Below are 22,791 nucleotides of genomic sequence, written 5' to 3' on the forward strand. Positions count from 1 at the left end.
CGGTGCACGCGCGCGCTCTGCCGCCGAGCCAAACGGTCGGCAAAGGGCACTACGTCCTGTCCTTCGGTCCCGCCTACTCGTCGCAGTCCGGGGTGACGCAGGTCCTGGGGATGCCGGCGGCGACGCGGTCCAGGAGGATGGCGAGCTGGGTCTGTTCCTCAGCGGTGAGGTGGTCGAAGAAGTAGGTACGAACGGCGGCGACGTGGTCGGGGGCCGCGGAATCGATCGCCTTGCGGCCGAGCGGGGTGAGGCGGACCATCGACCCGCGGGCGTCGGAGGTGCACTCCTCACGGCAGACCAGGCCGCGCTTCTCCATCCGGCTGACCTGGTGCGACAGGCGGCTGCGTTCCCAGCCGACGGACCGGCCGAGGTCGCGGGTGCGCAGCACGCCGTCCTCGGCCTCGGACAGCGGGTGCAGCAGGGCGTAGTCGGCGCCGGACAGTCCCGAGTTCGTGATCATCCGCGCCTCGAGGGCACGCATCAGTTCACGATGCGTGTCGCGGTACGACTGCCAGAGTGCGGCCTCCTGCTCGCCGAGCCACCGCGGTTCCACCATCTGCCCATTGTACGGACAAAAGTTGACATGTCATCGACTCGCGCTAGGGAGTGCGCGAGAGAGCAACGGCGAGGCCGACGGTGCCGGCCATGACGAGGAGCTCGACCGCGGCCAGCCGGCGGAACGCGGCCGGGTTGCCGGCGGTGAGCTCGGGCAGCGTCGTACGGCGGTGCCACCAGCCGATCGTCACGAGGATCGCGAACGCGACGGCCTTCGCGAACACCAGCGCGCCGTACCCGGTCGTCACCCACTGCGTGACCAGGCCCCAGCCGCTCTGCCGTCCGTCGAGGTGGATCTCGGCGGTGAGGAGCCCGGTGACCCCCATCGTCGCCGCGCACACGAGGGCGAGCGTGCTGAAGATCTCGACGGCCTCGCGCGAGCGGGTGTAACGCAGCACGGCACCCAGACCGCCGATCCACGCGGTCGCGGCGACGACGTGGACGACGAGCGAGGTTGTCGCGAGGACGGACCACAGGTCGGTGCGGTCGAGCGCGCCGTGACCGGTGAGCAAGGGGCCGGTCAGAGCCGCGATCGTGAGTACGGCGGCCAGCCGCGCGGTGCGGAGCGTCTTGGTGCCGCTGAGGACGACGGCGAGTACGGCGGTGAGCACGACGGCCGCCGCGAGCGCACGGACCTGGCTCAGCTGGCCGGCCGGTTCGGCGTGCTCGGCGAGGTGGGACAGCGGGATGCCGAGAATCACCGTCGCGGTCGCGACCAGGCCGCCGATGCTCGCGACCGCCCAGATCCCGGCGGCCAGCGCGGCGTCCTGACAGGCGCGGATCGCCTTGGCGCCGAGCTGCCCGTCCTTCGCCGGCAGGAAGAGGATCACCGCCACCACGGCCCCGCCGGTCGCCACCGCGGCCGCGTCCGCGAGGAACCGCAGGACCGGAACCGCCCAGGACACACCGAGCGACGCGCCGAGCAGCCCGTCGGCCGGCTTCCCCGGGGCACCGCCGGCGGCGAGCAGCGCGACCAGCATCACACCGATGCCTGCGGCAACCATCGCCAGGACGAGCAGCCGGGGACGCCTGACCTCCATCAGGCGGCCGGGCGGCGGCGGACGATGACGACGGCCAGCGCCACGACGACGAGCATCACCAGGCACATGGCGACGATCGTCACGACACTGGAGTTCCCCTCGGCCTGGGTCGGGGCCCCGGCCGGCTGGGTCGCCGGGTGACCGGCGTGCGTGACCGTGAAGGACCCGGCGACCGTGATCGGGTGACCGTCGGCCGAGACCACGCGGGCCTCGACCGTGTATTTGCCGGCCTCGATCATCGCGCCCACCGGTTGGGTGACCGTGTTGTCGACCACCTGGACGTCGCCGGTCGCGACGTTCGTGCCGCCCGGCGACTTCACCTGGACCTGCGTCCCGGCGGCGCCGACCGGTTCGCTGAAGGTCAGCACCACCTTCGTCGGCGGCGCGGCCATCGACGAACCGTCGGTCGGCGTCATCGACTCGAGCTTGGCGTGCGCCGCCGCCACGCCGGTGGAGACCACCAGCGCGACCAGCGACGCGACGAGTATTGCGATCAGTCGGCGCACGGCTACTGCTTCTCCCCTGCGACCGCCACGGGCCGGCGGGACCGGAGTCCGAAGGCGAGACCGAGTAGCCCGACCACCAGTCCGCCGACGCCCAGCCAGCGCGCGACGGTGTCGGAGGAATCGGTCGACGTCGTCGCCGCGACCGGCGTCACCGCCGCGGTCAGCTTCAGCACCGGCGCCGGGTGCTCGGGCTCGTCGGCGCCGTCCTTCGCGACGTCGGCCCACTTCACCACCTCGCCGTCGCTGTAGGTCTGCTCCGCCGGGAAGCTCAGCGAGTCCACCCCCTCGGGCAGCTTGCCGACCGACAGCGCGAACTCGTCGAAGTCGTTCGCCGGGATCCCGCCCGCGGTCGCGGTCCAGGTGACCATGGTGATCGCCTTGGTCAGCGTGACGTCCCCGACCTTCACCGCCGCGGGCAGTTCCGTCTCCTTCTTCTCCACCTTCCACCCGTCCTTCACCTGTGCACCGACGTGCGCGAACGGATGGTCCGTGGGCAGTGAGACGACGAGTTTCGTGGTGCTGGTGTCGTCGGACTCGGTCGGCACGCGGAACACGAGCTTGGCGTACCCGCCGGGCTTGGCGTCCGGCGACGACACCGAGACGTGGGCCGACGCCGAACTCGCGGCGCCGATCACGACGAGTGCGGACGCCGCGCCGATCGCGGCGGCACGCAGGGCGAATCTCCTGGGCATGAGAGAACCTTTCGGGGCATACGAGTAGTCCGGCACGGTCGGCCGGTTCAGGCAGCTGCGATGCCTCGTACGCCGGGAGGCCCGCGCCCGGACAGGCTCGTGCCGAGCGTGGACCCGCCCGGCGTCCAAGCCGCGAAGAAAACGTGTTCCGCCGCGAGCCGCCGTACCGGGCGGAGCACCGGCAGTTCGGGCAGCAGGCGCGCGAACAGCCGCCGTACCCGATGGAGCCAGCTGTGCGCCCGGCCGATCGCGAGAACGCCCGCCAGCAGCGCGGCGAGATGCGCCGCGGTCATCAGCACGCTGGTCGCGAGAGACATGCCGTGGTGCATGGTCACCGAGTCCAGCGTGACGTGGACGAACAGCTGCACCCCGCCGAGCACCAGGCCGGTCAGCAACCGCTCGCCTGCCAGATACTCACCCAGCAGCCAGCAGACACCGGCCAGCGCGGCCAACGGAGGCACGACGCCCAGCGGCACGCCGCCGCCCCCGACCAGGGCATGACCGACCACCGCCACCGCGACGCTCAGCGCCGCGACCACGGACGTCGTCCTGCTCTCGGTCGGCATCTCATCCCCTCGCAGTCACTGTACGGTCGGGAGGGCGCGGGCGTTCCCTCAGTGCTCAAGCACTGAAAAGAGTGCCGTCGTCGTGCAACCGAACGTGTACCCCACCACGTTTGACCCGGCATGACTGGGGAGAGTCGCGGGTGAGACCGGAGACGGAGCAGGACTATGTCGAGTTCGTGACCCACCACGCCAACTCTCTGTGCCGGACCGCTTACCTTCTGTGCGGGGACTGGCGCCGGGCCGAGGACGCGACCCAGGAGGCACTGATCCGGCTGTACCGGATCTGGGGCCGCATCCAGCGCAAGGGCGCGACCGGTGCGTACGCGCGGAAGGTGGTCGTCTCCACCACTCTCGACGGGCTCCGCCGCAAGTCCAGCCAGGAGGTCGTCGGAGGCGACGAGTACTTCGCCAACGAGGCGGACGCCGACGCGCTGGGCGTCGTCGAGAACCGGCTGGTGATCACCAAGGCGCTCGCCGAGCTGCCGCCCCGCCAGCGCGCCTGCGTCGTCCTGCGGTACTTCGACGAGCTGTCCGTCGAGGAGACCGCCATCGCGCTCGACTGCCGCCCCGGAACCGTGAAGAGCCAAACGCTGCGCGCTCTGGACAAACTGCGCGAACACCCGTCCTTGGCCGAGCTCTCCGAGTTTGTGGGGACAAGATGACGAACGACCTGAAGACCCTGCTGGACCGGGCCACCGAGCGCGGTACGTCGTTCGCGCCGGACGTCACGGAATTGGTCGCCGCCGGCCGGCACCGGACCCGGGTCCGTCGCGCGACTCTGACCGCTGCGACGGCCGTCACCGCGGCGACCGCCGTGGTCGCCGCGGTACTGGTCGGCCGGATCACCACGCAGCCACAACCGGCGACGACGCCCAGCGAGCCCGCTCCCGCCGCCGTCACCGATCTGTGCGCGAAGTCCGACGACTTCTTCCGGACCGCGAACGACGGCGCCTGGCGCCGGCAGGTCAGCAGCGGGTGGACCGACAAGGTCGTGGAGGCGAGCGATGCCGACGGCACGATCACGGTCCGCCGGTCGCCCGACGGATCGCAGTACGCGTACTGCGTGGCCGGCGTACCGATCCGCGGCCACCAGTTGGGCGGCTTCGGGGCGACCCTGCTCAATACCGGCATCATCACCCGCGCCTACCAAATCCAGCGGTACTGGAGTCAGGCGTGCGGTCCGACGAAGGTCGAGCGGCCCGATTTCGCGGCCTGTATGGGCGTCGTCTACAGCTACGCGGGCCGGGTGCCGGAGGGAGTCACCCGGATCGCGTTCGCCGGCCTCGGACAGCACGCGGACGCCACGATGAAGGACGGGTACTGGGTGCACCGCGTGTACACCGCCGACATCAGGAACGGCAACGCCGACCCGATCTACATCAGCATGTACGACCGCGCCGGGAAGCAGGTGTTCCGGGCGGAGTACTGACCTGCTGCGATGATGTGCGGATGGACGTAGCTGTGCTGGAGATCGGGGGAAGCCACGTCACGGCGGCCGTGGTGGCGCCCGGAACGTGGGACGTGACCGAGGTGGACCGGGCCGAGCTCGAGTCCCGGGCGGCCGCCGAGGCGGTGGTCGCGCAGCTCGCGGACGCGGCCCGGAAGTTGCCGCTGGCAACCGGTCTGGCGATCGCGCTGCCCGGTCCGTTCGACTTCGCCACCGGCGTCGCGTGGTACCGCGGGCAGGGCAAGTTCGACCGGCTGTACGGGTTCAACCTCGGCGCCGCCCTGAGCGAGGAGCTGGGGATCGACCGGCTGCTGTTCGTGAACGACGCGGAGGCGTTCGCGGTCGGCGAGTGGACCGCGGGCGAGGTCCGCGGCGCCGCACGCTGCGTCGGCGTCACGATCGGCACCGGCATCGGTACGGCGTTCCTCGCCGACGGCCAGGTGGTCCGCGAGGGCGACACGGTCCCGCCGGGCGGTGAGCTGTACAAGACGTCGTACGCCGGGAAGCCGCTGGAGGACTCGATCTCCGCCCGCGCGATCCTGCGCCGCTACGCCGAGAGCACCGGCCGCGAGGCCCCCGGCGTCAAGGAGATCGCCGACCAGGCCCGCGCCGGCGACTCCACCGCTCTCGCCGTCCTGCGCGCCGCGTTCACCGACCTCGCGGACGCGCTGAGGCCCTGGCTGGAGCGTTTCGGGGTAACTCACACAGTCCTGGGCGGCTCGATCTCGGGCGCCTTCGACCTGGTGACATCGGCTCTCGACTTCCCGGCCTCGGCGACCAAGGACACCGAACACTCCGCCCTGATCGGCGCCGCCGCGCACTACCTGCGCTCCTGAGGCGGACCTGCGCCACTCACCAACCTCGACTGATGGCCTCACCACGACGCCGCCTGAGCGTGAGCCAGGCCGCGTGCCCGGCGCTTGGTGAGTGGCGCAGGTCCGCCACCTGTCGGTGACCCCGGCTACGGTCGGGACCGTGAAGATCGCCGCGCCCCGCGTCCGTGCCCAGCTCGAGTCCGGCCTGCCCGACGAGATCGAGGACGAGGAGCGACTGCTCGATCTCGGGCTGGAAGATGTGGACCTGAGCGATCTGGAGGCCGAGCACGTCGAGATCCACGGCTGCCGCTTCACCCGGAGCAAGTTGGCCGGTTCGGATCTGGAGAAGCTGATCCTGGTCGACACCGAGCTCACCCAGTGCGACCTGGCGAACTCCCGCTGGTCCGACGCGGCGCTGACCCGGGTCGCGATCGCCGGCGCCCGGATGATCGGGTTCGCCGGTCCGGGCGCGGTGCTGCAGCACGTGACGATCCGCGACACCGTGCTGGACTTCGCGTCGTTCCGGTTCGCGAAGTTCGTCAAGGTCGAGCTCACCGACTGCCGGCTGCAGAACGCCGACTTCGTGTCCGCCGACCTGACCGGCGCCGTGTTCCGGGGCTGTGACCTGGCCGGTGTGGAGTTCTCCCAGGTCAAGGCGGCCAAGGCGGCGTTCGTCGACTGCACCTGGGACGGCGCCAAGGGCCTCGCCTCGCTGGCCGGGGCGACCGTGGCGGCGGCGTCCCCGATCGACACGCTGGCCTTCACGAGCGCGGTGACCGTCGCCGCCGGGATCACGTTGGCGCACCCGGACGACCTGTGCTAGCTGCCCTCGGTGCGTGATCCGGCCCACGTAGGAGTCCGACGTCCGCCGGATAAGGTGGGCCCGTGACTGACTCGACGATCATCTACACCCACACCGACGAGGCTCCGGCGCTCGCCACGTACTCGTTCCTCCCTGTCGTCCAGGCGTACGCCGGCCAGGCCGGTGTCGGCGTGGAGACCCGGGACATCTCACTGGCCGGCCGGATCCTGGCGGTGTTCCCGGAGTACCTCCAGGACGACCAGCGGATCGCGGACGCGCTCGGCGAGCTCGGCGAGCTGGCCAAGACGCCGGCCGCGAACATCATCAAGCTGCCGAACGTCTCGGCCTCGATCCCGCAGCTGAAGGCCGCGATCGCCGAGCTGCAGTCCCAGGGCTACGCGCTGCCGGAGTACCCGGACGAGCCGAAGACCGACGAGGAGCGGGAGATCCAGGCCCGCTACGACAAGGTCAAGGGCTCCGCGGTGAACCCGGTGCTGCGCGAGGGCAACTCCGACCGCCGCGCCCCCGCCTCGGTGAAGAACTACGCCAAGACCCACCCGCACCGGATGGGCGCGTGGAGCGCCGAGTCGAAGACCAACGTCGCGACGATGGACACCGACGACTTCCGGGCCACCGAGAAGTCCGCGGTGATCGAGTCCGACGGATCGCTGCGGATCGAGCTGGTCGGCGACGACGGAACCACGACGATTCTGCGCGAGTCCGTCCCGGTGCTCGCCGGTGAGGTCGTCGACGCGTCCGTCCTGCACGTGGCCGCGCTGCGCGAGTTCCTCACCGCGCAGGTCGCCCGGGCGAAGGCCGAGGACGTGCTGTTCTCGATCCACCTCAAGGCCACCATGATGAAGGTGTCCGACCCGATCATCTTCGGCCACGTGGTCCGGGCGTTCTTCCCCGAGACGTTCGCGCAGTACGGCGATGTGCTCGCCAAGGCCGGCCTGACGCCGAACGACGGCCTCGGCGGCATCCTGCACGGCATCGCGTCGCTGCCCGAGGGGCCGGCGATCAAGGCCTCCTTCGACGCCGAGCTCGCGGCCGGCCCGAAGCTGGCGATGGTCGACTCCGACAAGGGCATCACCAACCTGCACGTCCCGTCGGACGTGATCGTGGACGCGTCGATGCCGGCGATGATCCGGACGTCGGGCCACATGTGGGGCCCGGACGGCGCGGAGCACGACACCCTCGCGGTCCTGCCGGACCACAGCTACTCGGGCATCTACCAGGCGGTCCTCGACGACTGCCGCGCCAACGGCGCCTTCGACCCGGCCACCATGGGCTCGGTGCCGAACGTCGGCCTGATGGCGCAGAAGGCCGAGGAGTACGGCTCGCACGACAAGACCTTCGAGATCCAGACCACCGGCAGCGTCCGCCTCGTCGACACCGCGGGCACCGTCGTCCTGGAGCAGGCCGTCTCCGCGGGCGACATCTTCCGCGCCTGCCAGACCAAGGACGCCCCGATCCAGGACTGGGTGAAGCTGGCCGTCAACCGGGCCCGGGCGACGGGCGACCCGGCGGTGTTCTGGCTGGACGAGACCCGCGCGCACGACGCCAACCTGATCACCAAGGTGCAGAAGTACCTGTTCGACCACGACACCGAGGGCCTGGACATCCGCATCCTGGCGCCGGTGGACGCGATCACGTTCTCGCTGGAGCGGATCCGCCGCGGCGAGAACACCATCTCGGTGACCGGCAACGTGCTGCGTGACTACCTGACCGACCTGTTCCCGATCCTCGAGCTCGGCACCAGCGCGAAGATGCTGTCCGTCGTTCCGCTGATGGCCGGTGGCGGTCTGTTCGAGACCGGCGCGGGAGGCTCGGCCCCGAAGCACGTGCAGCAGCTGGTCAAGGAGAACTACCTGCGCTGGGACAGCCTGGGCGAGTTCTTCGCGCTGGCCGCGAGCTTCGAGCACCTGGCGCAGGCGACCGGCAACGCCCGGGCGCAGATCCTGGCCGACACGCTCGACCGGGCCACCGCCACGTTCCTGAACGAGGACAAGTCCCCGACCCGTCGCGTCGGCGGGATCGACAACCGCGGCAGCCACTTCTACCTGTCGCTGTACTGGGCGCAGGAGCTGGCGCAGCAGACCGACGACGCCGACCTGGCCAAGGCGTTCGCCCCGCTCGCCGAGACGCTCGCGGCGAACGAGCAGACCATCGTCGACGAGCTCCTCGCGGTCCAGGGCACCCCCGTCGACCTCGGCGGCTACTACCAGCCCGACCCCGCGAAGGCAGCCGCCGTCATGCGTCCCTCCAAGACCTGGAACGACGCGCTCGCTTCGCTGTGACGTAGTACGCAAAGACGCCCGGCGACCTGCTCACCGGGCGTCTTTGCCTTGTTCAGGAGGTGAACGGGACGCGGGTCCAGCTCAGGACCGCGGGGTGACGGGAGTCGATCGTGACGCGGAGGTAGTCGTTGTCGCCGGTCGAGCCGTCAACGGTGATCCGGGACAGATTGTCCACCGGCGCGGTCACACCGTAGAACTTCGTCCACGACGATGTGGCCGCGAGCGGCTTGTCGCTGTTGTAGACGTGGCTGTCACCGTTGAACAGGTACACCGGGCCGCGGAAGTTCGCCGCCTCCCGGGCGATCTCCTGCACGATCGGCTGGAACGCGTAGTAGTCCGCGAACGACGGCGACGTCACCGTCGGGTCGAACATGTCGGCCTGGGTGAGCAGTACGACGGCTTTGTTGTGCTCGTCGCGCGCCTGGGCAAAAGTGTCGCGGATGCTCTGCATGACCGCCGCCGTCCGGTTCAGCACCTCGGCGGTCTGCTCCGGCGTCGGCGCCGTCCGGCCGGTCCACGGCGCCATACTGTTGTTGCTGCCAACGATGTGCAGGGCGGCGAACGCCACGTCGCCCCGGGTGAAACGGACGTCTTCCGGAATGCCCTGCGCGACCTGGCTCTCGACCTTGACCGAGTGCCGCCCGAGCGTGCGGCCCGGTTCGGGGAAGAACACCTTGCGAATCCTGGCCAGGCGCTCCAACGGGTTGTAACCGCCGTTGTTGACGCGGTGGCAGTCGGTCCACTCGTTGTCGCCGACGGTGTAGACGAGCGGATCCGCGAAGCGGTCGAACTGGGTCTTCACCTGCGCGAAGTACTCGTCGCTGCAGACCGAGGAACCGTCCTTGATGTCGCCGAGGTGCGTCACCAGCTGCACCGGCCGGTCCGCGTTGATCTGGTCGACGACCGCCGGGAAGCGGGCGATCTGCGCCGGGCCGTAGGGGATGTCGCCGATCACGGCGAAGGTGTAGGTCTGCGGACCACTGTCCGCGGCGGCGGCGGGACCGCCGACCGCGAGCCCGATCAGCGCCAGGCAGACGGAGATCACAGGCGTACGACGTACTCTCACAACTCCTCCAAGTCCACGGGGAACACGAGCCAACTTTTCGGCCCGACGATGAACGACCGTGGACCGCGATGTGAATTCCACCGACTGAGTTTCGGCTGAGCGGCCGTCAGAAATGCGTGGCCGGGCCCACGATCGGGTTCCTACACTGGCCGGCATGACAGCTTCCCGTTCCGTTCTCGCGTCGCAGGAGACGGACTACCCCCGATGGTTCCAGGACGTGATCGCCAAGGCCGAGCTCGCCGACAACGGGCCGGTCCGGGGGACCATGGTCGTGCGACCGTACGGGTACGGGATCTGGGAACTGTTGCAGGAGGCAATGAATCGCCGGATCAGGGCGACCGGCGCGCAGAACGCGTACTTCCCGCTGCTGATCCCGCAGAGCTACCTGCAGCGCGAGGCCGAGCACGTCGAGGGCTTCAGCCCCGAGCTCGCGGTCGTGACGCACGCCGGCGGCAAGCAGCTCGAGGAGCCCGCGGTGATCCGGCCGACGTCGGAAACCGTGATCGGCGAGTACATGGCGAAGTGGGTGCAGAGCTACCGCGACCTGCCCCTGCTGCTGAACCAGTGGGCCAACGCGGTCCGCTGGGAGCTGCGCCCGCGGCTGTTCCTGCGGACGACGGAGTTCCTGTGGCAGGAAGGCCACACCGCCCATGTCTCCGCCGAGGACGCGCGCGTGTTCGCGACCAGGATCCTGTCCGACGTCTATCGCGACGTCATGGTCAACGTGCTGGCGATCCCGGTCGTCGCCGGCCGGAAGACCCGGCGGGAGCGGTTCGCGGGCGCGATCAACACGATGACGCTCGAGGCGATGACCGGCGACGGCAAGGCGCTGCAGATGGCGACCTCGCACGAGCTCGGGCAGAACTTCGCGCGCGCCTTCGACATCGGCTACCTGTCGGGCGAAGGCCGGCGCGAGCTCGCCTGGACGACCTCCTGGGGCAGTACGACGCGCATGGTCGGCGGACTGATCATGGTGCACGGCGACGACGCCGGTCTCCGGGTCCCGCCCGCGGTCGCTCCGGTGCAGGTCGTCGTCCTCGCGGTGAAGGACGAGTCGACCGCCGCCGCCCGGCGGATCGCCGACGAGCTGAGCGCGGCGGGCCTGCGGGTCGGCGTGGACGATCGCACCGACCAGCCGTTCGGGCGACGCGCGGTGAACTGGGAGCTGAAGGGCGTCCCGGTTCGTATCGAGCTCGGCCCGCGCGATCTCGCCGCGGGCACCGCAACCGTCGTACGGCGCCTGCGCGACTCGGCCAAGACCGCGGTCGAGCTGTCCGGGCTCGCGATGGCGGTGGTGTCGGCGCTCGAGGCTGATCAGGCGCACCTGCTGGCCGAGGCAACCGCTCGCCGGGCTGCTCGCGTCACGGCTGTGTCGACGGTGGACGAGGCGATCGAGGCGGCCGCGTCCGGCTGGGCGACCCTGCCGTACGACGCGGTCGGCGAGGAGGGCGAGGACCGTCTGGCCGAGTCCGGCGTCACGGTCCGTTGCCTGCAGCGTGCCGACGGCGCGCTCCCGTTGAGCGACGACGAGCCCGGTGTGGTCGCGTACGTGGCCCGCTCGTACTAGGGCATGTCCTAGCGGGCGAGGTACTTGCGGACGTCGTCGGCCACCTGGGACCGGCTGCGGAGGCCGTACTTGCGGAGGATCGCGCTGAGGTGGGTCTTGACGGTGTTGAGACTGACACCGAGCTCGGCGGCCAACTGGTCGTTGTCGAGCCCGTCGGCCAGCAGCAGCGCGACCCCCTGCTGCGCCTTCGTGAGGCTGGTGAACCGGCGTTCCGGCGCCTCGTCGGTCTCCATCAGCATCTCGATCAGCTCGGACTGGATGTGCTCGGCGGTGTCCACGATCCGCTCCAGATGGGTGCGGACCGGCGCCCCCAGCCCCGACTCGTCCAGCGCCTCGGTCGCGATCTCCCGGATCGACGCGACCCGGTGCGTCAGGTACTCCATCACATGGTCGGACGTCAGCAGGTTCGGGCCGACATCGCCCGCGGGCAGACGGCGCAGCGCCTCCCGGTCCTCGCCCTCCCGGCTCAGCACCCGCTCCACCACCTCGCACAGCCACTCGAACGCCCGCACCGCGTTGTCGTCGTACGACTTCGGGATGTAGCTCTGCATCGAGAGCAGCCCGAACAACTGGTCGGGCCCGTCCTTGGCCGGCCGGAAGATCGGCACCGTGACCGCGTCCCGGGACCGTCGGGCCGGGTCGCCGACCGGTACGCCGGCGTGCAGCACGGCACCGTCGTCATAGGCGAAGCGGTAGGTGTGCCGGTGCTTGAGCAGCCAGGCCGTCTGCCCGTCCGGGCCGAAGATGTGGGTGTCCGGGGTGACGTAGTCGCCGTCGTCGTAGCCGTACGGGTACCGGACCCGGTTGCTGCCCTGGAGGAAGCCGACGAAGAACGCGTCGACATGCGCGATCTTGCCGGCCACCACCCGGACGTAGTCGTACAGACCGTAGTGGTCGGATCTGAACAGCGCCTCGATCTTGTGGTACGCCTCGCGCAGGATGATCGCCGTCTCCGCGTCAACCCGCAGCGGGACGGCCCTTTCTCCTTCCACGACGGCGACTCCCCACAACCAGTGCGGTATCGATCACTCGACTATGCGCCGTCACCCGCACGTGATCAAGGGCCGTCCACCGCACAGCAGTCGCGGGTGGTGGGATGCAGGCCCCCGAGTCGCCCTCCCAAGCCTCGGTCGAACCTTCTGCCACCACCCGCGACCACGAGCAGGACACCGGTGACTGTTGAGCCCCCGCGTCGATCGGACCCGCTGCCCCCAGCGAGATCCCCGACCCCCCGACGGATGGTTCCGGTGCCCTTCCTCCCCCTGTTGCCTACAAGGTCCCACCGATGGCCGACCGTCACCATCGCCCGGGGCATGATTCCGGCCGCCCGGCGATCTCATCCTGGGGATGAGGGCGTTGTCCACGATCACAGCCAGCTGGTGTCGAGCGGCTTGCCTTCGGCGTACCCGGCGGCCGTCTGCAGGCCGACCACCGCGCGTTCGTGGAACTCGGGCAGGGTGGCAGCGCCGACGTACGTGCACGAACTCCGGATGCCGGACACGATCGAATCCAGCAGGTCCTCGACGCTCGGGTGCTCCGGGTCCAGGTACATCCGGGCGGTCGAGATGCCTTCCTCGAAGATGGCCTTACGGGCCCGCTGAAACGCGGAGTCCTCGGCAGTCCGGGAGCGGACGGCGCGGGCGGACGCCATCCCGAAGCTCTCCTTGTAGATCCGGCCCTGGCTGTCGCGGTGCGGGTCGCCGGGCGACTCGTAGGTGCCGGCGAACCAGGACCCGATCATCACGCTCGACGCGCCCGCGGCCAGCGCCAGCGCGACGTCGCGCGGATGCCGGACGCCGCCGTCCGCCCAGACGTGCTTGCCGAGCTCCCGCGCGCGGGCCGCACATTCGAGTACGGCGGAGAACTGGGGCCGGCCGACCGCGGTCTGCATCCGCGTCGTGCACATCGCCCCGGGCCCGACGCCGACCTTCACGATGTCCGCGCCGGCGTTCACCAGGTCGGTGACACCTTCGGCGGTGACGACGTTGCCGGCCACGATCGGCACCCGCGGCCCGAGGGCACGGATCTGTTCGACCACCTCGAGCATCCGTTCCTGGTGGCCGTGGGCGGTGTCGACGACCAGGACGTCGATCCCGACCTCGAGCAGCGCCTTCGCCTTCTGTTCCGCGTCGCCGTTGATCCCGATCGCGGCGGCCACCCGGAGCTTGCCGTTGCCGTCCAGCGCCGGGTCGTACAGGGTCGCCCGGAGCGCGCGCTGGCGGGTGAGGATCCCGACGATCCGGTTGCCGGCATCGACCACCGGGGCGAGCCGGTGGCGGCCGTCGTGCAGCAGCTCGAACGCGGCCTCGGGATCGATCCCCTGGGGCACCGTCAGCAACTCGCGCGACATGACCGCGTCGAGCTGGGTGAACCGGTCGGCCCCGGAGCAGTCGGCCTCGGTCACCACGCCGACCGGCCGGCCCTGGTCCACCACGATCACCGCGCCGTGGTTGCGCTTGGGCAGCAGGTTCAGCGCCTCGCCGACGGTCCCGGTCGGCGGCAGCGTCAGCGCGGTGTCGTGGACCGGGTCCCGCTCCTTGATCCAGGCAACGACCTCGGACACCACGTCGACCGGGATGTCCTGCGGGATCACCGCGAGGCCGCCGCAGCGCGCGATCGTCTCGGCCATCCGCCGCCCCGACACCGCGGTCATGTTCGCCGCCACGACCGGAATCGAGGCTCCCGTACCGTCGCTGGTCGAGAGATCCACGTCCAGTCGCGACGCCACGCCGGACCGATTGGGCACCAGGAACACATCACTGAAAGTGAGGTCTCCCGCCGGCTCCCGATCATGGTGAAACCGCATGTCAGACCCCTTCCGCCCGTGTCCGAACGCGACCAGCGTAGCGCCGTTACACCGTGTGTTCGGCGGTGAACCCGAGCAGCTCGCGCGCGGGGCCGAGGTCGAGCGGGGTGGTACGGCCGGGCAGGTCGGCGCGGATCGCGGTGCTCGGGTGGTAGCGGCGGAGCAGGTCCAGGGTCGGGTACGGCGCCAGCGTGTCCGGGGCCGCGACGTGGAAGACGTGCGAACCGCCCTGGACCCGCAAGGCCAGCACGGCGGCGCGGGCGGCGTCGCGGGTCTCCAGGTACGACCACAGGTCGGCGGCGCCGAGCGCCGGGTCGCCGGCGACCTTGCGGGCGTGCTCCTCGAGGCGTTCGGCGAAACCGCCGACGAACGGGTACCGCAGCGCGACGACGGTCGTCCCGTGCCGGCGCGCCATCATCGCGGCGGTCTGCTCGTCGGCGAGTTTCGACAACGCATACGGGTCCTCGGCCTGGCTCGGCACCGCCGCGTCGAGCGGGACGTACGCCGGGCTGAGCGGCCCGGCCGCGAACGGCAGCCCGTTCGCGGCCAGGCTGCTCGCGACCACCGCGTTCCGGACCCCGGCGCGCCCGGCCTCCTCCAGCACCGTGAACGTGCCGAGCGTGTTCTCGCCGAACACCTCGTACGGCGTCCCGCGGTGCGGCGCCGGCCGCGCGGCGAGGTGGACGACACCGTCCACCCCGGCCATCGCGGCCCGCACCGCGGCCAGGTCGCACACGGATCCCTCGACCACTCGATCCGCCTGGCACGGTGTCCCCGGCAGGACCAGGGCGGTGACCGCGACGCGGCGTACCTGCAAGGCGTCCACCACGGCTCGCCCGATGCGGCCGCCGGCTCCGGTGACGAGGACCCGGTTCACGCGAGCCGGAGCTGCTGTTCGGGCTGCGCGGACAGCCCGCGGTACAGCTTCGGAGCACCGTCGAGGGTGAGCTTGATCCGCGATCCGCTGAGCGTCCGCCGCCGACCGATGCAGTCGATCTCGACCAGTTCGCCGCCGCGGACGGTGAGGTGGGTCTTGGTCGGCCAGTCGTCCTCCCACACCTCCGGGTGCGGGTAATACGCCTGGCCCTCGGTGTGATCGACGTTCAGCAGGTACCCGTCCTTGCGGCTCCACAGCACCGACAGCGGCCCGTCCGGCGTCATGAACAGCAGGCCCTGCAGATGCCGCTCGATCTTCGAGAGGTCCAGCCAGCGCACGAACTCGGCTTCCTCGAGCACCCGGGTGCCGGTCGCGAACGCCAGCAGCGACGGCTTCGCCGACAGGTCCCGGTTCATCAGGCCGAAGTGGTACTCCGGGTTCGCCGGATCGGCCTCCTGCGGATGGTGGATCGTGCTGTCGTACAGCTGGTACCAGTTCACGCCGTCGACGCCCTCGGCCTTCGCCAGCGCCATCGTGAGCAGCACGTTCTCGGCCGCCTGGCGCATGGTGTCGTTCCACCACTGGTTCGGCCGGGTGCACGCGTACGCCTCGGTCAGCCACAGCTCCTTGCCGCCGCCGTACTCGCGGATCCGCCGCTTGGCCTCGCGGACGCCGCCGAGGAAGTTCCAGTAGCTGCCGTTGGACCCGGTGACCCACTCGTCCGGCGTCGGCGCGTAGTCCGGCGTGAAGTTGCCGCGGCCCGGGTGGAACGCGAACGCGTCGATCAGGTCCCAGCCGCCGTGCGCGTGGAAGCTGTCGACCCAGTTCACGTCCATGCCGCCGAGGCCGTTGTTCATCACCTTCACGTCGGACCCGACCTCGGCGAGCCGCTCGACCACCGGGCGCAGGCCGTCGCGGATGTACTTGTCGGCGTACAGGCCGGACATCCACGGCTGGTTGCGTTCGTTGTCGACCTCGAAGTACCGGGCGCGGGCGTCCACGACCACGTCGACCAGCTCGGCGGCCCAGGTTTTCGCCTGCTCCGGGGTCGCGTCGAACACCACGTCGCCGTGCTGGATGTTCGGCGTGATGCCCAGCGCCTCCAGCTCGGCCGGCGGGATGCCGGGCGCGCCGTTGTAGGCGATCCGGACCGACGCGACGCCGATCTTCTGCAGCAGCGTCGCCACGTCCGCCTTGCTGGGCTTGAGCAGCCAGGGATAGTTCGCGATCCCGAACATGCCGCCGCCCTGGTAGTCGTACGACGGGAGCACGGAAAGCGTGGTCCGCGCGAACGCCTCGCCCGCCTGCACCTCCAGGAACGCGACGCCCTGCTGTTGCAGCGCCGGTACGACGATCGTGTGGTCGGCGCTCTGGCCGGGCGCCAGCGTGAGCACGGTCGATCCGCTCGTCAGCGTCGTACCGTCGAAGTCGCGGGCGAACCAGCTCAGTGTCACCGGCGCGGTGACGGTGCTGCCGGCCACGACCTGGACGTTGACCGGCATCGCGTGGCCGGTCTCGTACCAGAGGTTGAACGGCTGGTCGGTCCACACGTCGAGGCCGACCGGGCGGCCGACGGCAGCCGCGTTGGCGGAAACTTCACGGAGGTTTCCGAACACGAGATCCGCCTCGTGCCGCAGGACGCCGAGCGCGTCGTACGTGCCGACGATGTGCATCCAGGAGGCTGTCGTCCAGTCGGGGCGGCTCGACTGAAGCCGGAAGTACGCCTTCGTGTCGGCCCAGGTCTCGGTGTAGAGGATGCCGTCGTTGGTCTCGTACGGCACGCCGCCGCCGGCGTCGCGGTTCCAGCGCGTGACCGCGGTCGAGTACTCCGCGGCGGTCGGGCCGACGACGGTGCGGGTGAACTGCGAGTTCAGGTACATCTGGTTCGAGCTGGTCGCGTCCCAGCGCATGTGCAGGCGCCGGGCGGTGACCTCGAAGGTGCCGGTCACCGTGATCGTCTTCGCGGCGGCGCCCATCACGTAGTCGACGCGGATCGCCTGGCGACCGTCCGGGAGCGTGACCAGCGACGGCTTGCCGCCGAACGTGCGCTGCCCGCCGAGCACGGTGTCCTTGACCTGGAAGTGCGCGATCCGGATCCGCTCGGTGCCGTCGCCGACGACGATCGTGCCGTCGGTCTCGGCGGACACGGTGATGCCGTCCGCGGTGATCGTGTACGCCGTCGCGGCGCGGGCGACGCCCGCGGGGAGCAGGCCGCCGGCCACACCCGCGGCGGCGAGCGATCCGGCGACGAACGTCCGCCTGGTGGGTTTCATGACAATCCTCCGGTGGTCTGGAGAGGCAGGGAGAGACCGATGAAGATCCGCGGTGCGCCGTCGAGGGTGACGGTCACCTGGGAGTTGCTTGCCTGGTGTGTGCCGACGTCCATGCCGAGGCAGTTCAGTTCACGGACCGACGTGGTCGCGGCCGGCGTCGGGACGGTGACGTTCGTCTTGGTCGGCCATGGGTCTTCCCAGGCCTCGGGACTGCGGTAGTAGGCAGGGCTCGCCTGACTGCGGCGGGCCGGGTCGTTGTTGAGGATGTAGCCGTCCTTGCGGGACCAGAGCAGATTGACCTTGCCCGTCGGGGTGTTGAACACGAGCCCGAACAGGTCCGGATCGCCCAGGTCCGCCCAGCCGGCGAACGTGGACTGGTCGAGCCAGCGTGCGGCGGTTGCGAAGGCGAGCAGCGAGGGTTTCGCGCCGAGGTCGCGGTGCAGCAGTCCGTGGTGGTACTCGACGCTGTCCGGATCGGCTTCCATCGGCTGCTGCTGGATCGAGTCGTTGAGCGTGTACCAGGTCACGCAGCGGACGCCGTACGCCTTGGCCAGCGCGAGCTGGAGTAGAACGTTTTCCGGGGCGTTCCGGTAGGTGTCGGTCCACCAGCGGTTCGGCTGCGTTCCGGCGTACGCCTCCGTCAGCCAGAGCTCTTTGGTGCCCTTCGCCGTGGTTGCCTTCTTCAGGGTGCCGAGGAAGTTCCAGCGGGTCTCGTTCGTCCACGGTTCCGCGGGCTCGTAGTCGGCGGTGTAGTTTCCGCGGCCCGGGTGGTACGCCAGTACGTCGACGTGGTCCCAGCCGCCCGCGGCTCCGAAGTCCTGCACCCACTGCTCGGGGTATCCGGCCAGGCCGCACGTCATCACCTTGAACGTCGCGCCCTTGGCGGTCATTGCCGCGCGCAGCGGTTCGAGGACGTCGTTCACGTACTGGGCCGGTGTCTTGTCCGACGCGGTGAGGTTCAGCTCGTTGGCGCATTCGTAGTACCGGGCGCCGGAGTACGTCGCCCTGCCGACCATGTCGTCGGCCCAGGCCGCTCCGTCCACGCCCCACGGCAGCGTGCCGGCGAGCTGCATGTTGTGCAGGAAACCGGCCTGGTCGAGTGCGTCCACGGTCGGGCCCGGCGAGGCCGGCAGCGCGTTGTACTGGCGATACGCCGTCCGGATCCACTGCATGCCGACAAGCTTCATGAGCCCGAGGACATCCGTGCTCGACGGCTCCGACAGGTAGGCGAAGTTACCCATCCCGAACATGCTCTGCTCGGAGTCGCCGTACGTGTAGGCGGACAGCACGGAAAGCGTTGTTCGGGCGAACGCCGCCTCGGTCGAGCCGTCGTACACGACCGCCTCGACGAAGCGGATGTCGCGGGCGCCGAGGGTGACGGAGAAGTTCCCGTTCCAGACCGCGCGCGGCCCGACCGATGCACTCGCCGTACCGCTGGTCGAGCCGCCGTTCCAGTCCCGCGCGACCCAGTCGACGCGCACGGTCCGGGTGCTCAGCGCCGCGTTGACCACCTCGAAACTGACAGTCCTGGCGCCGCCGGTGTTCCAGAGGCCGAACGGCTGCGCGGTCCACAGGTCGATGCCAAGATCGCCGTCGCGCGCGATGACGCCGGCCGAGTGCGGCCGCATCGCGCCGAGCACGATCGTGCTCTCCAGGAAACCACTGTCGTCGCCGACCGCATGCAGGAAGCCGTTGTTGCTGAACGCAACCGTGCTCTGCGGAAAACGGATGACGGCACGGTTGTCGGCCCAGGTGTAGGAGTAGCAGACACCGTTGGTCGTCTCGTACGGTACGCCGCCGCGCAGCGCGCCGGTGCCCGGATCCCGGTCCCGGTTCCACAACACGACCGGGTCGAAGTGCTCGGTCGCCGTCCCCGACACGACCCGCGCGACGCGGAAACTGTCGGTCCGCAGGTCCGTCACGCCGGTCACGTCCCAGCGGATCCGTGCTTTCCGCAGACCGACCGTGAACGTGCCGACGACCTGGCCGACCGGAGCGCCGTACGTGACCGTGAACTGCTGCCCACCGTTCGCCTCGATCTTCGTGATCCCGGTGGTCCGGACGACGACCTTGCTCGTGCCGGTCCCGTACGCGTATTCGAACGTCGTCAGGGCGAAGCGCTGAACCCCGCCGCCGTCGAGCACCCTGACCTCACCAGTGTCAGGTGCCCCGATCAGCGTGATCGTGTTCGCGGTGTCGGTGATCTGCACATCGGCCGCGTACGCCGGACTCGTGGCGCTCCCGGCGGCCGCCGCGGCCACGGCGCCGCCGAGGACTGCTCGCCGGCTGATCATCCTTTGACCCCGGTGAATCCGAGCCCGGCGACCACGTAGCGCTGCAACACGAGGAAGACCAGCACGGGCGGCGCCAGTGCCATCGCCATCGCCGCGATCAGCTCGTCGAGCGGAGCCGAGTCGACCAGGTTCGCCAGCGCGACGCTGATCGGTTGCAGCCGCGGGTCGGAGATCACCACGAGCGGCCAGATGAACTCCTTCCAGGAGTGCATGATCGCGAGCAGGCTGATCACCGCGATCACCGGCCGGCTCATCGGCAGCACGATCCTCGTGAGCAGCTGCCAGGTACTGGCGCCGTCGACCTTCGCGGCGTCGTACAGCTCCTGCGGCAACGCCTCGAAGAACCGCGTCGCGAGCAGCACGTTGAACGCGTTCGCTCCCGCGGGCAGCCAGATCGCCCAGTAGGTGTCGAGCAGGTTCACGTCCAGCACAGTCAGGAACAGGCTGACGAGAGAGACGGTGTACGGCACGAACATGGTGGCGAGAATCGCGCCGTACACGTACCGGCCGATCCGCGGGCGGATCACCGCGAACGCGAACCCCGCCGTCATCGCCACCAGCAACTGCACCGCCCAGGAGCCGATGACCACCGTCACCGTGTTGGCCAGGTAGCGCCCGACGTGGAGCTCGGTGAAGGCCCGGGCGAAGTTGCCCAGCTCGGCCTCGGCCGGCCACAGCCGCAGTGGGTTCGTCACCATCTCGGTCGGCGACGACACCGCGCCCTTGACGGTCCAGTACAGCGGCCCGATCCCGATCGCCACCAGGACCAGCAGCGTCAGTACCTGGACCGCCCGGAGCGCGAACGCCGTACCCGGTCTGCGCAGGTCGTTGCTCGACGTGAACGTCGTCATCGGTTCGCTCACTTGGTGCTCCAGCTTCTGGTCAGGCGGAGGTAGACCGCGGACAGCACAGCGAGAACGAGCGCGAGCAGGACGGACAACGCGGCGGCCTGCCCGTAGCGGCCGTCCTGGAACGCATACCGGAAGATCAGCAGCAGGACGGTCAGCGTGGCGTCGTCCGGACCGCCCTGCGTGAAGATGTACGGCTCGGTGAAGACCTGGATCGTGCCGATCAGCTGCAGGAGCAGCAGCAACCCGATCACCGGACGCAGCTGCGGCAGCAGCACGTGCCAGATCCGCCGCCAGATCCCCGCTCCGTCGCTCTCGGCCGCCTCGTAGAGCTCCGCGGGTACGCCGGTCATCGCCGCCAGGTAGATCAGTGCGGCGCCGCCCATCCCGGCCCACGTCGCCTCGAGCACCAGGCTCAGCATCGCGGTGTGCGGCGACTGCAGCCACGGGTACGGGCCGAGCCCGACCAGGCCGAGCAGCTGGTTGAACAGACCGGAGCCGGGGTCGTAGAACCACTTCCAGAGCAGGATCGCGACCACCGGCGGTACGACGACGGGCAGGTAGACGACGACCCGGTACACGCCGGCGAACCGCCGTACCGTCGACATCACCGCTGCCAGCACGATCGGCGCGGGGAAGCCGATCACCAGCCCGAGGCCGACGAACAACAGGGTGTTCGTCATCGCCGTCCCCACCAGCGGATCGGTCAGCACCGCCTGGAAGTTCCCCAGGCCGACCCACACCGCCGGGTCGACGAGATTGGTCTCCTGGAACGAGATCAGCAGACCGCGCACGATCGGCCACCACGAGAACAGCCCGAAGACCAGCAGAGCAGGCGCCAGGAAGAGCAGGCCGAGGAGTTCCCGGCGCAGTCCCGCCCGCCGCCGGGAGGCCACCGCCACAGGTTCGGCTTTGGTGACCTCCGGGCGCTCCAGCAGTGTTGTCACTTCTGCTCCGCGGCGAGCATCTTGTCGGCGTCCGCCTGCGCCTTGGTGAGCAGCGCGTCCACGTTCGCGTCCTTCTTGGTGAGCACGGACTGCACCACGGTGTCGAGGATCGTGTAGAGCTTCTGCGCCGCGAGCGGCGGCTCGGGCTTCAGCGTGAGCTTCGGCGTACCCTCCAGCCAGGGCCGGAAGTGCTCGAGCTCCACGTTCACGTACGGCTTGATCGCCGCGTCGATCTTCTGCTGCTGCGCGGTGCTGAACATCGGCAGGGTCGGTACGCCGACCGCGGCCTTCGGATCCTTGGCCAGCTCCTTCGCGCGCTCGGCCGCGACCGCCGGCTCGTACTGCGCCTCGGCCTGGGCGAACAGCAGCCACTTCACGGCCGCGTCGACCTTCTCCTTCGGCACCGACGCCGGGACCATGAACACCTCGGCGCCGCCAAGGGTCGCGTTCCCGCCGGCCTGCGGCAACGACGTGACGCCGTAGTCGGCCGTGCTCTTCATGCCGAATTTCGTCTTGGCCAGCTTGTACGTGCCCGGCGTACCCATGAACATGCCGACCTGACCGGCGGCGAACTGCTTGACCACGTCGTCCTGGTCCATCAGCTGGTTCTGGCCCATCGAGTTGTCGGCCCAGCGCATCGCCTTGAGCAGCTCCAGCGACTGCTTCGTCGCCGGGTCGTTGACGGCAGCAACCACCTTGCCGTCCTGCTCGGTCTCCATCGAGCCGCCGTGGGTGTAGGTCAGCATGGTCAACTGCCAGCCACCCGTGTTGCCCTTGGACTCGTGGACGAACCCGGCCTTCCCGGTCTTGGCGCTGATCTGCTTGGCGGCCGCACGAACCTCGTCCCAGGTCGCCGGCGGCTTGTCCGGGTCCAGACCGGCCTGCGTGAACAGCTTCCGGTTGTAGACCAGGCCCTGCGCGAACGGCGCCTGCGGAACGCCGTACACCTGCTTGGCGCCGTCACTCAGCGGCTGCAGGACCTGCGGGTTGAACTCCTGGTAGTGCGTCCACTGCTTCAACTGCTCGGTGATCGGCTGGACGTGCTTGCGGGCGATCAGGCCCTGCGGCTCTGTCAGCGGGACCTGGATGACGTCCTCGATCGTCTTGCCGGCCAGCTTGGCCGAGAACGTCAGCGGATCCCACCGGTTCTCGCTGCCTTCGATCGTGATGCCGGGGTTCTTCGCCTGGAAGTCCTGCACCAGCCGGTTGAACTGGGCCAGCGCGGCGCTGTCGGTCGGCGCCGGCATGCCCTGCACCCGCAGTACGACGTCGCTGCTCTTGGTGTCGTCCTTCGCGGGCGTGAGTCCCGCGCAGCCGGTCAGTGCCAGCCCGGTCGCGGCCGCCACCAGGGCAGCACGAACACGCATGGGTGTAGCCATTGAATGTCTCC

20 protein-coding genes are annotated in these 22,791 nt (G+C 69.9%); 6 read left to right on the forward strand and 14 right to left on the reverse strand.

The annotated features are described in order from the left end of the window. Positions 1-73: 73 nt before the first annotated feature. The 5 genes from AB0L64_RS38065 to AB0L64_RS38085 are packed head-to-tail and all read right to left on the reverse strand — an operon-like array spanning position 74 to position 3,359. Positions 74-556 carry a MarR family winged helix-turn-helix transcriptional regulator gene (locus AB0L64_RS38065; RefSeq protein WP_363717830.1) on the reverse strand — a complete coding sequence of 161 codons (483 nt, stop codon included), beginning with the start codon at positions 554-556 and terminating at the stop codon, positions 74-76. 43 nt (positions 557-599) lie between these two features. Further along, complete coding sequence (locus AB0L64_RS38070; RefSeq protein WP_363717831.1) at positions 600-1,595, reverse strand: CopD family protein; 996 nt, start codon at positions 1,593-1,595, stop codon at positions 600-602. Further along, entirely contained in the window at positions 1,595-2,101 is a 507-nt protein-coding gene (locus AB0L64_RS38075) for a copper resistance CopC family protein (protein ID WP_363717832.1), read from the reverse strand. Before AB0L64_RS38075 ends, AB0L64_RS38070 begins: the two co-directional genes overlap by 1 nt. Before the next feature lie 2 nt (positions 2,102-2,103). Next, positions 2,104-2,793 (reverse strand): YcnI family protein, encoded by a 690-nt coding sequence (locus AB0L64_RS38080; protein WP_363717833.1) that lies wholly within the window; start codon positions 2,791-2,793, stop codon positions 2,104-2,106. A 47-nt stretch (positions 2,794-2,840) separates the two neighbouring features. Next, positions 2,841-3,359 carry a hypothetical protein gene (locus AB0L64_RS38085; protein ID WP_363717834.1) on the reverse strand — a complete coding sequence of 173 codons (519 nt, stop codon included), beginning with the start codon at positions 3,357-3,359 and terminating at the stop codon, positions 2,841-2,843. Between the two features lie 140 nt (positions 3,360-3,499). Between AB0L64_RS38085 and AB0L64_RS38090 the strand changes: the two genes are divergently transcribed. From AB0L64_RS38090 to AB0L64_RS38110, 5 genes are all read left to right on the forward strand, one after another. Beyond that, on the forward strand, positions 3,500-4,021 hold the full coding sequence (locus AB0L64_RS38090) for a SigE family RNA polymerase sigma factor (protein WP_363717835.1): 522 nt from the start codon (positions 3,500-3,502) through the stop codon (positions 4,019-4,021). Continuing rightward, positions 4,018-4,788, forward strand: a complete 771-nt coding sequence (locus AB0L64_RS38095) for a hypothetical protein (protein ID WP_363717836.1) — start codon at positions 4,018-4,020, stop codon at positions 4,786-4,788. Before AB0L64_RS38090 ends, AB0L64_RS38095 begins: the two co-directional genes overlap by 4 nt. A 20-nt stretch (positions 4,789-4,808) precedes the next feature. Further along, entirely contained in the window at positions 4,809-5,642 is an 834-nt protein-coding gene (locus AB0L64_RS38100; protein ID WP_363717837.1) for an ROK family protein, read from the forward strand. Between the two features lie 139 nt (positions 5,643-5,781). Beyond that, positions 5,782-6,444 (forward strand): pentapeptide repeat-containing protein, encoded by a 663-nt coding sequence (locus AB0L64_RS38105; protein ID WP_363717838.1) that lies wholly within the window; start codon positions 5,782-5,784, stop codon positions 6,442-6,444. 62 nt (positions 6,445-6,506) lie between these two features. Further along, entirely contained in the window at positions 6,507-8,723 is a 2,217-nt protein-coding gene (locus tag AB0L64_RS38110; protein WP_363717839.1) for an NADP-dependent isocitrate dehydrogenase, read from the forward strand. Positions 8,724-8,775: 52 nt separating this feature from the next. Here the strand turns inward: AB0L64_RS38110 and AB0L64_RS38115 are convergent, their stop codons facing one another. Continuing rightward, positions 8,776-9,789, reverse strand: a complete 1,014-nt coding sequence (locus tag AB0L64_RS38115; RefSeq protein ID WP_363717840.1) for a metallophosphoesterase — start codon at positions 9,787-9,789, stop codon at positions 8,776-8,778. A gap of 154 nt (positions 9,790-9,943) precedes the next feature. Between AB0L64_RS38115 and proS the strand changes: the two genes are divergently transcribed. After that, positions 9,944-11,356, forward strand: coding sequence for a proline--tRNA ligase (gene proS / locus AB0L64_RS38120; RefSeq protein ID WP_363717841.1), 1,413 nt, complete (start codon positions 9,944-9,946; stop codon positions 11,354-11,356). 8 nt (positions 11,357-11,364) lie between these two features. Here the strand turns inward: proS and AB0L64_RS38125 are convergent, their stop codons facing one another. The 8 genes from AB0L64_RS38125 to AB0L64_RS38160 all read right to left on the reverse strand — a co-directional run bounded on the left by AB0L64_RS38125 (position 11,365) and on the right by AB0L64_RS38160 (position 22,768). Next, positions 11,365-12,348: a LuxR C-terminal-related transcriptional regulator gene (locus AB0L64_RS38125; protein WP_363717842.1), complete on the reverse strand. Its 984-nt coding sequence runs from the start codon at positions 12,346-12,348 to the stop codon at positions 11,365-11,367. Between the two features lie 374 nt (positions 12,349-12,722). After that, positions 12,723-14,162 carry a GuaB1 family IMP dehydrogenase-related protein gene (locus AB0L64_RS38130; protein ID WP_363717843.1) on the reverse strand — a complete coding sequence of 480 codons (1,440 nt, stop codon included), beginning with the start codon at positions 14,160-14,162 and terminating at the stop codon, positions 12,723-12,725. A gap of 46 nt (positions 14,163-14,208) precedes the next feature. Next, positions 14,209-15,039: an NAD(P)-dependent oxidoreductase gene (locus tag AB0L64_RS38135; protein WP_363717844.1), complete on the reverse strand. Its 831-nt coding sequence runs from the start codon at positions 15,037-15,039 to the stop codon at positions 14,209-14,211. Beyond that, complete coding sequence (locus AB0L64_RS38140) at positions 15,036-17,312, reverse strand: hypothetical protein (protein ID WP_363717845.1); 2,277 nt, start codon at positions 17,310-17,312, stop codon at positions 15,036-15,038. Before AB0L64_RS38140 ends, AB0L64_RS38135 begins: the two co-directional genes overlap by 4 nt. Next, positions 17,309-19,606 carry a hypothetical protein gene (locus AB0L64_RS38145; RefSeq protein ID WP_363717846.1) on the reverse strand — a complete coding sequence of 766 codons (2,298 nt, stop codon included), beginning with the start codon at positions 19,604-19,606 and terminating at the stop codon, positions 17,309-17,311. Before AB0L64_RS38145 ends, AB0L64_RS38140 begins: the two co-directional genes overlap by 4 nt. Continuing rightward, positions 19,603-20,469, reverse strand: a complete 867-nt coding sequence (locus AB0L64_RS38150; RefSeq protein WP_363717847.1) for a carbohydrate ABC transporter permease — start codon at positions 20,467-20,469, stop codon at positions 19,603-19,605. Before AB0L64_RS38150 ends, AB0L64_RS38145 begins: the two co-directional genes overlap by 4 nt. Beyond that, on the reverse strand, positions 20,466-21,401 hold the full coding sequence (locus AB0L64_RS38155; RefSeq protein ID WP_363717848.1) for a sugar ABC transporter permease: 936 nt from the start codon (positions 21,399-21,401) through the stop codon (positions 20,466-20,468). The genes AB0L64_RS38150 and AB0L64_RS38155 overlap by 4 nt, the downstream gene beginning before the upstream one ends. Further along, complete coding sequence (locus AB0L64_RS38160; RefSeq protein WP_363717849.1) at positions 21,398-22,768, reverse strand: extracellular solute-binding protein; 1,371 nt, start codon at positions 22,766-22,768, stop codon at positions 21,398-21,400. The genes AB0L64_RS38155 and AB0L64_RS38160 overlap by 4 nt, the downstream gene beginning before the upstream one ends. Between the last annotated feature and the right edge of the window lie 23 nt (positions 22,769-22,791).

Source organism: Kribbella sp. NPDC051936, assembly GCF_040680955.1.
Taxonomy (GTDB): domain Bacteria; phylum Actinomycetota; class Actinomycetes; order Propionibacteriales; family Kribbellaceae; genus Kribbella.

Bases quoted from the DNA above. Each gene is read 5' to 3' on its own strand.
- AB0L64_RS38065 (WP_363717830.1), bottom strand. From the start codon at position 556: ATGGTGGAACCGCGGTGGCTCGGCGAGCAGGAGGCCGCACTCTGGCAG.
- AB0L64_RS38070 (WP_363717831.1), bottom strand. From the start codon at position 1,595: ATGGAGGTCAGGCGTCCCCGGCTGCTCGTCCTGGCGATGGTTGCCGCA.
- AB0L64_RS38080 (WP_363717833.1), bottom strand. From the start codon at position 2,793: ATGCCCAGGAGATTCGCCCTGCGTGCCGCCGCGATCGGCGCGGCGTCC.
- AB0L64_RS38085 (WP_363717834.1), bottom strand. From the start codon at position 3,359: ATGCCGACCGAGAGCAGGACGACGTCCGTGGTCGCGGCGCTGAGCGTC.
- AB0L64_RS38095 (WP_363717836.1), top strand. From the start codon at position 4,018: ATGACGAACGACCTGAAGACCCTGCTGGACCGGGCCACCGAGCGCGGT.
- AB0L64_RS38100 (WP_363717837.1), top strand. From the start codon at position 4,809: ATGGACGTAGCTGTGCTGGAGATCGGGGGAAGCCACGTCACGGCGGCC.
- proS (WP_363717841.1), top strand. From the start codon at position 9,944: ATGACAGCTTCCCGTTCCGTTCTCGCGTCGCAGGAGACGGACTACCCC.
- AB0L64_RS38130 (WP_363717843.1), bottom strand. From the start codon at position 14,162: ATGCGGTTTCACCATGATCGGGAGCCGGCGGGAGACCTCACTTTCAGT.
- AB0L64_RS38140 (WP_363717845.1), bottom strand. From the start codon at position 17,312: ATGAAACCCACCAGGCGGACGTTCGTCGCCGGATCGCTCGCCGCCGCG.
- AB0L64_RS38145 (WP_363717846.1), bottom strand. From the start codon at position 19,606: ATGATCAGCCGGCGAGCAGTCCTCGGCGGCGCCGTGGCCGCGGCGGCC.
- AB0L64_RS38160 (WP_363717849.1), bottom strand. From the start codon at position 22,768: ATGCGTGTTCGTGCTGCCCTGGTGGCGGCCGCGACCGGGCTGGCACTG.